Source organism: Dissulfurispira sp. (genome assembly GCF_036745535.1).
In the GTDB taxonomy this organism is placed as follows: Bacteria; Nitrospirota; Thermodesulfovibrionia; order Thermodesulfovibrionales; family Dissulfurispiraceae; genus Dissulfurispira.
Map to the genome: position 1 here is coordinate 81693 of NZ_DAIOFX010000002.1, position 16243 is coordinate 97935.

Below are 16243 nucleotides of genomic sequence, written 5' to 3' on the forward strand. Positions count from 1 at the left end.
ATAGGATGTCTGTTATTCTTTTTCTTCGAGAGACCTTATATACGAAACGGTGACCATATCTTCTTTTTGCCAAAGAACTCGCCCCATGAAGGCATTCCGCCCTTTGCCTTCCTGCCTTCAAATTCCTGATCCTTCTTTGTTCCATCGGCTATCATGAAGAAGACTGTGTCGTCTCCGACCGATTCCATCACATATACCCACTCTTTGTCGGTAAGCTCGGGTCCTATGTCTCCCTTTGCATCGACTCCATGACATGCCGCACAGTTCATCTCGTATATCTTTTTGCCTTCAGCAATGGCATTCGGATCTGTTGCAAGCGGGTTTGTATCGCCCTTTGCTATCATAGGCGGTTTTGGTTTCCTTGGTACTGCAGTCCCGATTGCCTGCATATATGCAACAAGGGCATCAAGTTTTGTCTTGTCAGCAAGGACATCGGTATCTTCCTTTGTATAAGGGAAACCCAGCGCCTTCATCCTTGCCTCAACTTCCTTTGGATTTACCGGATGGTCTGCAAGCCAGCCGTAAGACGGCATGTTTGATCCCTGGAATAACTTCCTCGGGTCATTGAAATGTTTATAGTGCCATTTATCCGTGTATTTACCGCCTATCCTCGCCAGATCCGGACCTGTCCTCTTCGATCCCCACAGGAATGGCTGGTCATAGGCAAATTCTCCAGCCTTTGAATATTCGCCATACCGCATTACTTCGGCCTTGAGAGGTCTTACTGTCTGTGTATGACAATAAAAACAACCTTCTTCCTGATACACATCCCTTCCGGCAAGCTGTAAAGCAGTGTAAGGCTTGAGGTTCTGGAGTTTTGGGTGCATCTGCGGTGTGAGCATAGGATAAACCATCATCACGATCGTCCCGATGAGAACCACAACTGTAACGACAACTGCAAACAAAATCGGTTTCTTATAAATAGTTCCTGCCATCTTCTACCTCCCTTCAGCCACGGCAGTCTTTTTTGCCCTGAGAATTGTCATTACGATGTTATAGGCAAAGATGCACAGTCCGATAAAGAAGAGCAATCCTCCGAATGTCCTCATCTTCCAGTACGGATAGTTGCCCATCAATGACTCCATAAAGGTATAAGTGAGGCTTCCGTCTTCCGGAGATATTGCCTTCCACATGGCGCCCTGCTGTATGCCGAGTATCCACATGGTAATGGAGAATATGAGTTGTCCTATCAGAACAAACCAGAAATGGGTATTGGCGAGTTTAATGCTGTAAATCTCCGTGTTATATACTTTATGGAATTGTGTAATACATGGCTGCCGAAAGGGTCAGTGCCAGCCACCCCATGGTTCCCATATGCACGTGACCAGAACCCAATCGGTGTAGTGTATAAGCTGGCTCACAACTCTCAAACCCTGAGTTGGTCCCTGTATAGTCTGAAGACCATAGAATGTGATTGCGAGGATAAAAAACTTTGTCAGATAGTTTGACTTCATCTTTGACCAGTCAGCTCCGGCAGTATAGTACCCGTTCACGACAGAACCCCATGAAGGTGCGATCATAAACATGGTGAAGGCAATACCGACAGTCTGAATCCAGTCGGGAAGAGGCGTATAAACGAGATGATGCGCGCCTGTCCACAGGTATGCAAATACCAGCGACCAGAATGCAATAATCGAAAGCCTGTGGCTGAAAATGGGAAGCCCTGTTGATTTGGGCAGGAAGTAGTAAAATATTGCGAGTATAGGCGTTGTAAAGACAAAGCCCACTGCATTATGCCCGTACCACCATTCCACATTGGCGTCATTGACGCCTGCGAATATGGAGTAGGACTTGAAGAGCCCTACAGGTATTGCGAGGTTGTTGACGATATACAGGACTGCAACCGCAATAACTGTTGCAAGCAGATACCAGAGCGAGATGTACATCTGCTCCTCTTTCCTCTTGATCACTGTGCCGATGATATTGACTGCATACATCACCCAGAGTACAACGACTCCAAGATCAAGCGGCCATTCAAGTTCTGCATATTCCTTTGACTGTGTCATGCCGGCAAGAAGGCTTACCGCTGCAGCTACAATGGCTATGTTGAATATGTACAACTGCGCCATTGCAAGCTTCGGGAACAACAGCGGCCTTCTCGTCAGCCTCTGCACCATGTAGTAGCTCAGGGCAAATATCTCTGCCACGGCAAACCCGAATGCAAGTCCGTTGATATGGACAGCCCTGAGCCTTCCGTAGGTGAGAAAAGGCGGAAAGTTTAATTCCGGTTTTCACAACTGGATTGATATGAACAATCCAATCAAGACCGCGACTCCCCCCAGAACATCCCGGAGAGAGCGAAACCCTTTACGGGTTTCCATTCATACGCTACTGCTTCTTCTGCCATCTCAAACCCTCCTCTTATGGTTTAAATACAGGACAGAATCTGTCCTAAATATAGCCATTAAAAAAGATGAGAAACGTCTTGTTTTGGTTCAAAAATTTTTTTACCGTTTCTGCGATTCGATAAGCTTTGCAAAATCGGTTTTTCTCAGCTTCTTTTCAACGTCCTTTCTCAATTCAACCCATATAGGGTGTACCGCACAATTACAGCTTAAACTGCAGACCTTCCTGCTGACTGCACATCTGTTCATGGCAACCGGGCCTTCTATAGCATCTATGACATCGAGCAGGTTTATCTCCCTTGGGGCCTTTGCTATCTGGAAGCCGCCCCTGACGCCCCTGTATGATTTCACAATATTTGCCTTTGCGAGCTTTTGCAGTATTTTTGAAAGGAAACCCTTCGGGATGGACTTCGCCTTTACGATCTCATCCACCATTATGACGTTATTGGGTGCCTCCGACAGATGGAGTACGCATCTTATTGCATAGTCTGTTTCACGTGTGATTTCCATAATCTGGAGTAATGCTATCCTATTTTAAAAAAAATTTGTCAAGTATTTTCTTTATCGCCGCCCAAAAAATATGCGAGGGCCATTACATTATGCACTATATTTAATAAGACTCTTTGTCCTTCAATACACTGTCCACCGTCAACTTATGCCTGAAAACCCTGTAGATCCATATCTGGTATGCGATTACAACAGGCACAAACAATAAGGCAACAACCGTCATTATCTTCAATGTATATACGCTGGATGAGGAGTTGAAAATTGTCAGGCTATATTTAGGGTCGATACTAGACGGAATCAGATTTGGATAAAGACCTATCACGCCGGTGAAGGTCACCATGACAATGGTCAGGCATGACGAATAAAATGCCTTCAGGTGCTGTCCCTTTGCAGCAAAGAGTTTTATTCCTAATAGAGCAAGGACAGCGATTGTCGGTACAACAAACCACACAAAGTTCTGCAGATAGTTTGCATACAGGTTCGTGGCAAATGCAGTATGGATCAAAAACAATACAGCCACAATAAGAAGTGCATACCATGTTTTATTCGCAACCCTCGACGCCCTCGTGCTTATGTCACCGTTTGTTTTCACAGAAAGCCATAAGGCGCCATGCACAACAAACAATAAAACAAAGAGTATGCCTGTGAGCAGTCCATATGGATTCAGAAGTGTAAACAGTGTCCCATGATAGCCCTCTGCATCCATTGGGATTCCCTGGAATATATTGCCAAAGGCCACACCAAATAATAATGTCGGAATGAAGCTGCCGAGAAATATGGCCATGTCCCATCCCTTTCTCCAGCCGTCACTGTCCACCTTTCCCCTGAATTCAAAGGCAACTCCCCTGAATATCAATGCAAAGAGGATTATCAGCAGGGCCGAGTATAAATAGCTGAACATCAGGGCATACGTTGTTGGAAAAGCGGCAAATGTAGCTCCTCCAGCAGTAATAAGCCACACCTCGTTTCCATCCCACACAGGTCCAACTGTATTTATGACTACCCTTTTTTCGGCATCATTTTTTGCAAGAAAGCTATGCAGGATTCCGGCACCGAAATCGAAACCGTCAAGCATGAAGTAAACGGCCCATAGTGTCCCCCATAGTACAAACCATATTATCTGGAATTCCATATTACACCTCCCTCGACGTTTTAATTATTGATGAAAGGTCATCGTCAGGACCCTTTTTAGAGTATTTCGCCAGCAGGTATATATCGATAATACCGAGCAATCCATAAAAAAGCGTGAATCCAATAAGCGATACCCATACCTGTGATGGAGTAATAGCTTTAGAGATTGCATCAGATGTCCTTAAAACACCATATACAATCCATGGCTGTCTGCCGACTTCTGCTACAAGCCAGCCCAACTGTCCTGCTATATATGGTAAAGGAATGGAATAGAGCATAATCCTGAGCAGGGTTGTGTTAGACTCAAGCCCGTCCCTTCTTGAAACTATATAGCTTATAACTGACAGCAGCATGAAGATTATGCCGAGGGCAGCCATTCCTCTAAAGCTTAAGAACGTTATCATGACAGGAGGCCTGTCCTCCTTGGGGAACTCTTTGAGGCCCTTTATCTCTGCATTGCCGTCATGGAATGCCAAAAAGCTCAAGAGCTTTGGTATCCCGACAGCCTCGACAGCATTTCTCTCATTTGCAGGGTCGGGTATTAACAAAAGATTGTATGGCACAGCCTTTTGTGTCTCCCACAAAGATTCCATGGCTGCAAACTTTGTTGGCTGAGACTTTGCAACCATGGCTGCATGGAAATCGCCGACGATGAACAATAATATAGAAGTAATAAGGGCAAAGGTTGCACCCATTCTAAATGACCTTTTAAAGAAATCCATTTTATTCTTCTTGAGCAGATGATAGGCAGATATGCCCATCACAAAAAATGCAGCAAGGACATAACCGGACAACAGTGTGTGTAAAAACTTCAACCATCCATACGGGTTCGTCACCACTGCCATGAAGTCGACCATTTCTGCCCTGTTATTTCTTAATACATAGCCAACTGGTTTTTGCATCCATCCGTTTGCAAGAAGTATCCACAATGCAGAAAGATTGGTTGCAATGGCTACCAGCCAGATGGACAATGCATGCACCTTTTTAGATACCTTATTCCATCCGAATATCCACAGCCCTATAAATGTGGACTCAAGGAAAAAGGCTACAGTCGCCTCGATTGCCAGCGGCGCACCAAATATATCGCCCACATACTTCGAATATTCCGCCCAGTTCATGCCGAACTGGAATTCCATAGTAATGCCTGTTACAACGCCGAGGGCAAAGTTGATAAGGAAGAGCTTGCCCCAGAACTTCGTCATTTTCAGATACAGATCATCATTCGTACGTACATAACGGCTCTCCATATACGCCACAAGGATAGAAAGGCCAAGCGTCAACGGCACAAAAATAAAGTGAAATGCGGCAGTGACGGCAAACTGCAACCTGCTCAGTGTTAATGCATCCATAAATCTCCTCCTTTTACCTCACAATGAAATGTTTTCTGATGTACACATAAAAATACTTATATTTTTATAATATTTTATAATAATATTGTTTATCGTTTTCGGATTGAAAGTCAAGCAATGATTTGGGGCCTTTGCTATCTGGAAGCCGCCCCTGACGCCCCTGTATGATTTCACAATATTTGCCTTTGCGAGCTTTTGCAGTATTTTTGAAAGGAAACCCTTCGGGATGGACTTCGCCTTTACGATCTCATCCACCATTATGACGTTATTGGGTGCCTCCGACAGATGGAGTACGCATCTTATTGCATAGTCTGTTTCACGTGTGATTTCCATAATCTGGAGTAATGCTATCCTATTTTAAAAAATTTGTCAAGTTTTTTCAGGTTAATTTTTCTTTACAGCCTTCCTGAACGGATTATGGAGATGATGAGCCAGATTCCCAGAAGAAATGCAAAGCCAAAGGCGGAAATGCCAAAGAGGGAAATGCCGAATATGATTGGAGGAACCTTTGTCGCATGCATTATTGCAGAACTTATAAGCATGGCGCTAACGATCAGGGCAAAGGCGATCCTGTTGCTCGACCTGTCCATGTCTTTTATGAATTCCGGGAGATTGACATGAAACATCTTTATCTGAATATCGTCCTTCAGTGCCTTTTTTATTATCTGCTTCACCTGCCTCGGAAAGAGGAATGCAAAATCGCCGATCTCCATGACATTCTTCCGTGCCTTATCGTAAAGCCGCGAGGGGCTTATCCTCTTTCTGATAATCCGTGAAGCGTATGGTTCTGCCGCGGCAATAAAATCGAAGTTGGGGTCAAGCTGCAGCCCGATGTTCTCGAGGATGAGCATTGCTTTATTGATCAACAAAAGGTCAGAAGGTATTTTCAGATTATGTTTAATCGCCAGGTGGGTGATGGTATCGAGGTACTGCGCAAAGTTTATTTCCTGCAGCGTAAGTCCATAGAGTGGCTCCAGCAAATCCCTGAGGTCTGCCTTAAAATCTTTCCTGAAGGCATCGATATCTATATGCTCGGGGACAATGCCAAGCTCCACATAGTTATCTATAAGCCTGTCAAAATCCCTGTGGATAAGCGCGAGGAATGTATCTGCCATAGTCTCTTTGAGCTCGTCAGAGATCCTTCCAACAATGCCAAAGTCTAAAAATGCAATCATGCCTGTAGGCATAACAAAAATATTGCCTGGATGCGGGTCTGCATGGAAGAAGCCATCTTCCAGTGTCTGTTTGAAGTACGCATCCACACCTGTTTTCGCGAGCCTTTTCCGGTCAAGTCCCATTTCGTCTATGGCAGTTATATTATCGATCCTTACGCCCTCCACCATCTCCATTACAATCACTCTTTCCGTGACAAACTCCGCATATATCTTTGGGATATATACATCAAGGTTATGTTCAAAATTCTTTCTGAACCTGCAGCAATTCCTTGCCTCTTCTACGAAATCCATCTCTTTTCTCACTGTCTTTGAGAACTCCTCCACTATGCCGGTGGGATTGAAGAACCTGCTTTCCGGTACATATTTATCGAGGAGTCGTGCAATAGTGGTTAGGATATTTATATCCGATTCTATCTGCTCCCTGATATTAGGTCTCTGAACTTTAACAACGACATCGGAGCCGTCAAGGAGCTCTGCCCTGTGCACCTGTGCGATGGATGCAGCGGCAATCGGAAGATCATCAAAATATTTAAAAATTCTATCGAGAGGCAGCTTTATATCTTCTTCTATTGTTTTTTTGACTTCTAAAACCGGAAAGGGAGGGACTTCATCCTGAAGTTTCTTGAATTCATCGGCGAACTGGGTCGTAATTAAATCGGGTCTCGATGAAAGAACCTGAGCTAATTTTATAAATGTGGGGCCCAGATCTGCAAAGGCCATCCTAAGCCTTTCCGGAACAGAGGGGCCTTTGAGGGCAGGCCAGACTCCAAATGCCTTTAACCTCTTTTTAAAAGGGATATACCTGCCGAGATGTATCTGGTCAATTATCTGTCCAAAGCCGTATCTCAGGAATACATTGATGATCTGCTGGAGTCTCCTGGCAGACCTATATGTTCGCGTAAGGCGAGTGATGTCCATGTTGGAGTGTTGGAGTAATTTATTCCTCCGATTCGATTTCCTCTGGTGTTCCTTCCAGCTTCTTTACCCGCGAAGAAAGGCTCTGTATCTTCTTATTCAGCTTCTCCATATCATCTTTTGTAGGAATATTCATCTTTTCAAGGATCTTAGATACAAGCTCTGACATGCTCTTGCTAAGTTCGGATGTGCTCTTGTCGGCCTTCTCTGTCCATTCCTTGACAAGCTTTGCCCCCTGAGATTCGCTCAGTTCGCCCTTTTTGACAAGTTCGTCAATAAATTCCTTTACCTTCTCCTGAACACCAAAACCTGCCATAATAGCATTCCTGACAACATCAAATACCGTCATAAGACACCTCCGAATTATTTCTTTATCAAATCATACACTGCTTCAAGGGCTTTGTCCAGTTTTTCTATCTCCTTTGTTCCCCCTTGTGCCATCTCCGCCTTGCCTCCACCTCTGCCCCCTGCTATTTCTGCAACCTTCTTCAGTATAGCTCTTGCATTGTACTTCTTCACAAGGTCATCCGTAACCATCGCAACTATTGACGCCTGTCCATCCTTTGCAGAGGCAAGGACTATAATGCCTGAGCCGAGCCTGTCCCTAACATTGTCTGCAAGCACACGAAGGTCCTTTTGTTCAAGATTATCCACACGGCATGCCAAAACCTTTGTGCCATCAATTTCCTTTGCCTTTTCAATTATGGAAGAAGAACTCTGGGCAGCAGCCTTAGCCTTTAGCGATTCTATCTCTTTGTCCATATCCTTCAGTTCATTGAGCAGCTTTTCAACACGCTCATAGGGACTGTCGGTCTTGAGCATTTCCGATATTCTCTGAAGCTCATTATTCCTCTGTCTTAAGTAATCAAAGGCAGCCCTGCCTGTGAGTGCCTCTATTCTCCTTATCCCTGAGGCAACACTTCCTTCAGAGACTATAACAAAGAGCCCGATATCGCCGGTTTCCCTGCAATGCGTTCCACCGCAAAGCTCGGCGCTGAAATCAGGAACCCTTACTACTCTCACCTTTTCTCCATACTTCTCGCCAAAGAGGGCAATGACACCTGATTTAAGTGCATCCTGTATATCTGAAATCTCTGTCTCTACTTTTATATTTTCAAGGATCTTTCCATTCACTATATCCTCGATGTTTTCTATCTCCCTCTTGTCAAGGCCGTAGAAATGGGTGAAGTCAAAACGCATCCTTTCAGGGGATACAAGAGACCCTGCCTGTTTTACATGCTCGCCGAGGACTGACCTCAATGCAGTGTGCAGCAGATGGGTTGCCGTATGATTCCTTGCTGTAGACATCCTCTTGTCTTTATCCACAAGGCACTTAACCTTATCCCACACCTTGAAAGTCCCGCCTTTAATCTTTATCACATGGGCGTGCAGCCCAACCTCTTTCTTTGTATTAATAACTTTAGCCTCTGCTTCACAATTTGAAATTTGAAATTTGAAATTTGAAATTTTACAAATAATCCCCACATCCCCGACCTGACCGCCTGATTCTCCATAGAATGGCGTCTTGTCGAGGAACAGCTCCGCCTCATCACCTTCCGATGCCTCTGTTACAACCTTCCCGTCCTTCAGTATTGCCTTAATCACTGATTCCGACTCAAGCGTATCATATCCGATAAACAGCGTTTCACCTATCTCTGACTGAAGCTCTTTATATATGGATGCAATGGCCTCTTCTTCTCCAACCCATGATGCCCGTGCCCTCTCCTTCTGTATCTCCATATCGCGGTTAAAGCCATCCTCATCGATCAGGAGATGGTTATCCATTGCAATATCCCTCGCAAGGTCGAGTGGGAATCCATAGGTGTCATACAACTTAAACAACTCATCTCCGGGAATGGTATTTTTTCCTTCTTTCTTTAATCCATCGATCACGCTGTCAAGGATTCTCATGCCCTGCTCAAGGGTCTTTGTAAAACGATCTTCTTCTATCATCAAGACCTTCGACGACCGATCCTTTTCCTGAATAAGTTCGGAATAGACATTACCCATTGCATCTGCAACAGAATCGATCAATTTATACAATACAGATCCTTCAAGACCAAGCAGCTTCGCATGTCTCGAAGCCCTTCTTATAATACGCCTTAAAACATAGCCCCTTCCCTCATTTGAAGGGATAAGGCCGTCAGAAAGTAAAAATGCCATTGCCCTCATGTGGTCTGCAATGACCCTCATGGATGTATCAATTTCCTTATTTTTGCCATAAGAGAGCCCTGATATGGATTCGACTGCCGATATAATCGGCGCAAAGAGGTCTGTATCGAAATTGTTCCTCTTTCCCTGAAGTGCCGCTGTTATTCTTTCGAGTCCCATCCCTGTATCTATGCTCGGCTTTGGAAGTGGAGTAAGATTGCCTGATTCGTCGCGGTTAAACTGCATAAAGACAAGATTCCATAATTCCAGATACCTGTCGCAGTCGCATCCCACCTTGCAGTCAGGCCTGCCGCATCCCACATCCTCGCCCTGGTCGATGATTATCTCAGAGCATGGCCCGCATGGGCCTGTGTCTCCCATCTGCCAGAAGTTGTCCTTTGCTCCAAGTCTCACTATCCTGTCAGAAGGAATATCAGTAATCTCCATCCATAATTTCTCTGCCTCATCATCATCTTCATAAACAGATACCCAGAGTTTATCCTTGGGCAGTTTATACCATTCGGTGAGAAGCTCCCATGCAAATAGGATTGCATCCTTCTTAAAATAATCACCAAATGAAAAATTCCCCAGCATCTCGAAGAATGTATGATGCCGTGCAGTGTGCCCCACGTTTTCGAGGTCGCTGTGCTTGCCCCCTGCCCTCATGCATTTCTGGCATGACACAGCCCTTGTATAAGGTCTCTTTTCTTCGCCCAAAAAGACCGATTTGAACTGTACCATCCCTGCATTTGTAAACAGCAGCGTAGGGTCATGCCTTGGTATAAGGGAAGAGCTCTTAACTATCTCGTGCCCCTTTGATCTGAAAAACTCCAGGAATAAATCCCTTATCTCCGCACTCTTCATTTATGTCCCCTATTTCGCTACCCTGCCAGGCTCTGTGCTTATTATATATGTTAGTTTTCCGTCAATAAAAATAAGCCTTGTTTTAAAGGCGCCTAATACAGAAGAGTATGTCCACTCCTCTTTCTGCTTTCCGTCCTTCTCTGGCTCAAGTTTTTTTACGGAGTCGGGATTGCCCCATGCATACCTCACCTGCTGCTGGGTCATGCCGGGGGCTACCTCGCCTTTTATGATCTTCTCCTGCACATCGAGGGGATAATCCTTGATCTCATCGTGGGTGAAACGGACAGAGGACGATGCGCATCCTGCTAAAAGCCATACGACTACTAATAAAATCACATAAAAACTTTTGCCTTTCATTTCTCTTCCTCCTTTAAATCAAAAGATTGTAACCTAAATCGAGCAATTCTAATCCCAAAATATATGTCAGGTGCGGCGAAAAGAGGGAGTCTTTGAGCCGTGCCTGACATATAAAATCGCTCAAATTAGGTGTAATATTTTTTTAATTGTATCGTAGGAAAAGCCCCTCCTTAAAAGCATACCCCAGAGCCTCCTCTTTATTGCCTCTTCATCATTGTCCTTCATATTCCTCAGTTTCTTTTCAACCAGACTCTTTGCTGCATCGAGGTAATCATCATCTTCGCCAAGAACGTCATCAGCAATGTCATCTGCAATGCCCTTGCTTATCAAGTAATGTCTTGTGCCCCTTTTACCGAGATGCTTTCTCTCAACCGCATCCTTCCTTAAAATTTCTGCAAATCTCCTGTCATCGATAAATCCTTTATCGTTTAGATAACCAACTGCCTCTAAGGCGACTTTTTCAGAGAAGCCCTTACGAATCAGTTTTTCGTACATCTCCTTCTCGCTTCTGTCCCTGTAACCAAGCAACCTAAATGCATATTTAAGCGCATTGCCACGACTGTCTTCAAAATCTCTCGATCTGGAATTCGCTGCTGCCCTTGTCTTTTTCAGTTTTAACATCCTTATGCGATTCTGTTACAACATCGCCTGCAGACTGTATGCCCTTAACCTTCAATGCAAAATCAGAAGGGCTGGTAGCCTGCCTCATTGCTTCGTCATAGGTTATCAGACCTGCCTGCAAGAGGTCAAAGATAGACTGATCAAAGGTCTGCATCCCGTATAGATTCTTGCCCTGCGCAATAACATCCCTCAATGCAATTGTCTTTTCAGGTTCGAGAATGCAGCTCCGTACTGTAGCGGTTGCTATCAATACCTCCACTGCCGGCACCCTGCCTTTTCCGTCAGCCCTCGGAATCAATCTCTGGGATACAACGCCTTTCAGGACGGATGCAAGTTGTATCCTTATCTGATTCTGTTGATGTGTAGGAAATACAGATATTATCCTGTTCACGGTCTCCGCAGCATCCAGCGTATGAAGCGTGCTTAAAACAAGATGGCCTGTCTCTGCAGCGGTGAGGGCGATCTCTATTGTCTCGAGGTCACGCATCTCTCCCACGAGTATCACGTCGGGGTCCTGTCTCAATGCAGCCCTGAGCGCCTTGCTGAAAGAATCCGTATCTTCGCCGATCTGGCGCTGGCTGATTATCCCTTTTTTATCCTTATGTATATATTCTATCGGATCCTCTATGGTCACGATATTCACAGACCTGCTTGAATTTATATAATCAACGATAGATGCGAGGGTTGTGGATTTGCCGCTTCCGGTCGTACCTGTTACCAGTATTAATCCACGCCCTTCATCTGCGATCTTCTTTATAACCTCTGGCAATAAAAGATCCTCTATTTTTGGAATGTCATAGGGAATAATCCTGAAAACAAGTCCGACCGAGCCGCGCTGTAAAAAGGCATTGCACCGGAATCTTCCCACACCCGGTATGCTGTATGAGAAATCAGTGTCATGGGTCTTCTCAAACAACCTCTTCTGCCGGTCGCCCATGACCTTCATGGCAATATCCACGGCGTCCTGCGGGGTTATGATACTTTGGGTGGCCTGCCGCAGAAGTTTACCGTCAATCCTGAAAACAGGCTGCGACCCCACCTTTATATGAATGTCCGATGCCTTGAGTTGAGATGCGTTTTTGAGAAGTTCGTTTATATCCATCACATAGCAATTGGAGTAATGGAGTGCTGGAGTGTTGGGTTTAAAAAATAATTAGTTTTGTTGATTTTTAAAATATTCATTACTCCATTACTCCAATACTCCATTATTTCTTTAAACCGGATGTCTCCAGTATCTTCTGTTCCACTTCTGCTGCAATTTCAGGATTGTTCTTCAGATATTCCTTCACACTCTCCCTGCCCTGTCCGATCTTACTTCCATTGTAGCTGTACCATGCACCTGCCTTTTCGATAATCCCCTTATCAACTCCGATGTCTATAATCTCTCCGAGCCTTGAGATCCCTTCATTAAAATATATGTCGAACTCTGCCTGCCTGAAAGGCGGTGCAACCTTATTCTTGACTATCTTGACCCTCACCCTTCCGCCGATAATCTCCTGCCCTTCTTTAAGGCTGTCTATCTTTCTGATATCGAGCCTCATAGAAGAGTAGAACTTGAGGGCTGTTCCACCGGTTGTGGTCTCAGGGTTGCCGAACATAACGCCTATCTTCATCCTTATCTGGTTAATGAAGACCACTGTGGTCATCGATTTCGATATGGCTGCCGTCAGTTTCCTCAATGCCTGGCTCATAAGCCGCGCCTGAAGCCCCATGTGGGCGTCTCCCATATCTCCCTCTATCTCTGCCTTGGGTACAAGGGCAGCAACGGAGTCTACCACGATGATGTCGATCGCACCGCTTCTTACAAGGGTTTCTGCCACCTCGAGCGCCTGCTCGCCTGTATCGGGCTGTGCTATCAGGAGGTCTTCAATATTCACGCCAATCCTTGATGCATAGTTCACATCAAGGGCATGCTCTGCATCTATAAATGCGGCAGTCCCTCCCATCTTCTGCGACTGTGCTATGGCATTCAATGCAAGGGTGGTTTTCCCTGAAGATTCCGGTCCGAATATCTCAATAACCCTTCCCCTCGGGAATCCGCCTATTCCCGTGGCAATATCAAGCGATAGCGAACCCGTTGGGATTGCCTGAACTCCTTCAGTGACTTCGCCTGCACCGAGTCGCATTATAGAGCCTTTTCCAAAGCTCTTTTCTATCTGGGAGATGGCCATTTCCAGGGCCTTCATCTTATCCTTGTTCATTAAGTTTCCTCCTGTTTATTTTTTTAATTCAGCGCGGAACAGGCGAGAGAGACAGAGCGACGAGATTAAGTTTCCTCCTGTTTATTTTTTAATTTAAATCCTGCTATCTTCGAATATTCTGCGCCTGTTGGTTTTAAAACACTCCGTATGAGCAAAACTTCATTTACTTCTATACTACCAAAAAATGTATCCTTAAATGTATAGAGCCCCTTGATGACCGGCTCGATACCCTTCCTTTCCTTCACCCTGCCTATGGTAAGATGTGGAGAGAATTTCCTGTCCTCTTTTTCAAATCCCAATTCAAACATGGATTCTTCTATATCCTCATAAAGCCTCTTTAACTCTTCTGACTCATCTATCCCCATCCATAGTACATTGGGATATTTGAAGTTCGGGAATGCACCTGCACCACGGATATTAATATTAAACACATCGCGCCTCATGCATATTAATGCGAGTCCCTTTTGTATTTCAGGAATTAAATCTTCTTTTACATCACCGAGGAATTTGAGTGTGAGATGGATATTTTCAACCGCAACCCATCTGACGCCTTTTGAATTCAGTCCGCATTTCTCGATGACGCCTGCAATGGCATTTTTTATATTCCCGGACATGTCTATGGCTATAAAGCACCTCATACAAGTCTCCATAGCTGTAAAATCAAATTTGTAATTATTCCTGCCGCCAGATCATCGATCATCACGCCTATGCCGCCGCTGAACATCCTCTCGAGATTCCTTATGGGCGGCGGCTTTAGTATATCGAAAAACCTGAACAAAAAAAAGGCTGCTATAATATAGCCGATGGTTAATGGAAGAAATATAATCGATGCCATATAGCCCACAAACTCATCTATGACAATATGTTTGCTGTCCTTTGTTCCTGATTCTTTCTCAATTACGTTAGAACACGAAATACCTATGATAAACCCTGTTATTAGTATTACAATCTGCCATAAAAAATCGGGCTTGAAAACCCATATAAATGACAGACCTGCAAGACTCCCGAATGTGCCTGGTGCAAAAGGTATGTAGCCGATGAAAAAGACAGTGGCGATAATTTTTGATAAAAATCGTAAGAAAGTTTTCATTAATAACTATTGTAGCAAAAATTAAGCCGTCAGTGGTCGGTATTTAATTCCTTTACCAAGAACTGACGGCTGATGCTGAATGCTAACATCTGTGCCTACTACACCTTAAACTGCCCCACAATCCCCTGTAAATTAGAAGCAAGCCTTGCCAAATCAGAAGATGCCTGGGCTATTTGTTCAGAGCCTGCTGATGTCTCTTTTGAAACGCTTGCAATAGTTTCTATATCTCCGCTTATCGTTTCCGACACAGTTGACATCTCCTCTGTCGCAGAGGCTATCTGCTGAACCATGGTCTGCAGATTATTAACGCTTTTTACTATATCATGCAGGGCATTGCCAGCCTGAGTCGATAATTCCACACCCACATTTACCCTTTCTGTCCCCTCATTCATGGCTGTGACAGCCTTCTCGACTTCATCCTGAATGGCCTTTATCATATCGCCTATCTCCGATGTTGCCTTTGCTGTCCTCTCTGCAAGCTTTCTAACCTCGTCTGCAACTACTGCAAACCCCCTTCCCTGCTCTCCTGCCCTTGCTGCCTCGATAGCGGCGTTCAATGCAAGGAGATTGGTCTGATCTGCTATGTCGTTAATTACACTGACTATCTCTCCTATCTGCTTTGAGCGTTCTCCCAGGGAAGATACCATTTTTGCTGTTTCGCTTACCGTATCTGCAATTGCCTTAACTTCCCGGATTGACTTGTCAACTACATCCCATCCATCCTGTGCTGTCTTTGCTGCGTCTGTAGCAGCAGATGCTATACTTGAGGCGTTTTTTGCTATATCCACAACTGTTTGTGACATCTCCGAGGACGAAGTGGCAATTTGGGATGCCCTGCCTGATTGTTCTGAAACTCCTCTAGACATCTGTTCTGAACTAGCGCTTAATTGATTGCTCGCCGATACCACATTGTCAGCAGTGGATTTCAGCTCGGCCATAATCCCTTTCAGTCTTTCCGCCATATTCCCCATGGCAGCAAGTAACTTCCCGACCTCATCATTCCTTTCAATTGCCGCTCTATCTAACCTGTTCGTAAGATCGCCGCCTGCAATTGCTTCTGCTAAGCTCACACCTTTTTGCAGCGGGCTTGCGATTATCTTTGAAAGGATTATCCCCAGACTAAAGGCAGTCAGTATCGCGATAATCGCTGCCCCAATTGCCACATTCCTCTTAAACCTGTACTCATTCTCTGCCTCTCTTTGGAGTTCTTTGCCCACCTCATCCTGTATTTCAATCAACCTGTACAGCTTTTCATCAACAACCTTGAACTTCGCTGCAGCATCAGTCGCTGCATTATGTTTTGCCTTTTCAGTATCACCCTTAAGCGCCCAATTATATGTATTCAGCCTCGATTCATTATATGCCTTCCATGCCGGTTTGAATTCCTCAAATACCTTCTTTTCCTCAGGTACAAGGTATGTTGCACCATACTCCTCGATAAGCCTTTCTATCTCCTTCTCATCCTTTGCAGCATTGTTAAATATCTCCTGTCTTTTAGATGCATCCGGCTCGTTTATAATCTGTAGAGCGCCTATTT

The 16243-nt window shown here is 44.8% G+C and carries 15 protein-coding genes and 1 pseudogene; all 16 read right to left on the reverse strand.

The window, feature by feature from the left end; translation table 11 throughout:
- Positions 1-35: 35 nt before the first annotated feature.
- Positions 36-935, reverse strand: coding sequence for a cbb3-type cytochrome c oxidase subunit II (locus tag V7L97_RS01210; RefSeq protein ID WP_333652534.1), 900 nt, complete (start codon positions 933-935; stop codon positions 36-38).
- 3 nt (positions 936-938) lie between these two features.
- Positions 939-2174 (reverse strand): annotated as a pseudogene (locus V7L97_RS01215) (cbb3-type cytochrome c oxidase subunit I).
- A gap of 273 nt (positions 2175-2447) precedes the next feature.
- On the reverse strand, positions 2448-2855 hold the full coding sequence (locus V7L97_RS01220) for an RrF2 family transcriptional regulator (RefSeq protein WP_333652536.1): 408 nt from the start codon (positions 2853-2855) through the stop codon (positions 2448-2450).
- A 100-nt stretch (positions 2856-2955) separates the two neighbouring features.
- The gene (cydB, locus tag V7L97_RS01225) at positions 2956-3984 is read right to left on the reverse strand and encodes a cytochrome d ubiquinol oxidase subunit II (protein WP_333652539.1); all 1029 of its coding nucleotides are present in this window, start codon (positions 3982-3984) and stop codon (positions 2956-2958) included.
- A 1-nt stretch (position 3985) separates the two neighbouring features.
- Positions 3986-5332 (reverse strand): cytochrome ubiquinol oxidase subunit I, encoded by a 1347-nt coding sequence (locus V7L97_RS01230; RefSeq protein ID WP_333652542.1) that lies wholly within the window; start codon positions 5330-5332, stop codon positions 3986-3988.
- Between the two features lie 18 nt (positions 5333-5350).
- Positions 5351-5665 carry an RrF2 family transcriptional regulator gene (locus V7L97_RS01235; RefSeq protein WP_333652544.1) on the reverse strand — a complete coding sequence of 105 codons (315 nt, stop codon included), beginning with the start codon at positions 5663-5665 and terminating at the stop codon, positions 5351-5353.
- A gap of 62 nt (positions 5666-5727) precedes the next feature.
- Positions 5728-7425, reverse strand: coding sequence for an ABC1 kinase family protein (locus tag V7L97_RS01240; RefSeq protein WP_333652546.1), 1698 nt, complete (start codon positions 7423-7425; stop codon positions 5728-5730).
- Positions 7426-7444: 19 nt separating this feature from the next.
- On the reverse strand, positions 7445-7771 hold the full coding sequence (locus V7L97_RS01245) for a phasin family protein (protein ID WP_333652549.1): 327 nt from the start codon (positions 7769-7771) through the stop codon (positions 7445-7447).
- Positions 7772-7785: 14 nt separating this feature from the next.
- Complete coding sequence (gene alaS, locus V7L97_RS01250) at positions 7786-10437, reverse strand: alanine--tRNA ligase (protein ID WP_333652551.1); 2652 nt, start codon at positions 10435-10437, stop codon at positions 7786-7788.
- 9 nt (positions 10438-10446) lie between these two features.
- Complete coding sequence (locus V7L97_RS01255; protein ID WP_333652553.1) at positions 10447-10794, reverse strand: hypothetical protein; 348 nt, start codon at positions 10792-10794, stop codon at positions 10447-10449.
- Positions 10795-10914: 120 nt separating this feature from the next.
- Complete coding sequence (locus tag V7L97_RS01260) at positions 10915-11415, reverse strand: regulatory protein RecX (RefSeq protein WP_333652555.1); 501 nt, start codon at positions 11413-11415, stop codon at positions 10915-10917.
- On the reverse strand, positions 11360-12517 hold the full coding sequence (locus V7L97_RS01265) for a type IV pilus twitching motility protein PilT (protein WP_333652557.1): 1158 nt from the start codon (positions 12515-12517) through the stop codon (positions 11360-11362). The genes V7L97_RS01260 and V7L97_RS01265 overlap by 56 nt, the downstream gene beginning before the upstream one ends.
- Positions 12518-12620: 103 nt before the next feature.
- Positions 12621-13616, reverse strand: coding sequence for a recombinase RecA (gene recA / locus V7L97_RS01270; RefSeq protein ID WP_333652560.1), 996 nt, complete (start codon positions 13614-13616; stop codon positions 12621-12623).
- Between the two features lie 65 nt (positions 13617-13681).
- Complete coding sequence (thpR, locus tag V7L97_RS01275) at positions 13682-14254, reverse strand: RNA 2',3'-cyclic phosphodiesterase (RefSeq protein ID WP_333652563.1); 573 nt, start codon at positions 14252-14254, stop codon at positions 13682-13684.
- A complete protein-coding gene (locus V7L97_RS01280) occupies positions 14251-14706 on the reverse strand; it encodes a phosphatidylglycerophosphatase A family protein (protein WP_333652565.1) in 456 nt (151 codons plus the stop codon). The genes thpR and V7L97_RS01280 overlap by 4 nt, the downstream gene beginning before the upstream one ends.
- 98 nt (positions 14707-14804) lie before the next feature.
- The coding region (locus tag V7L97_RS01285) for a methyl-accepting chemotaxis protein (protein ID WP_333652568.1) at positions 14805-16243 on the reverse strand (1439 nt) is incomplete at its 5' end.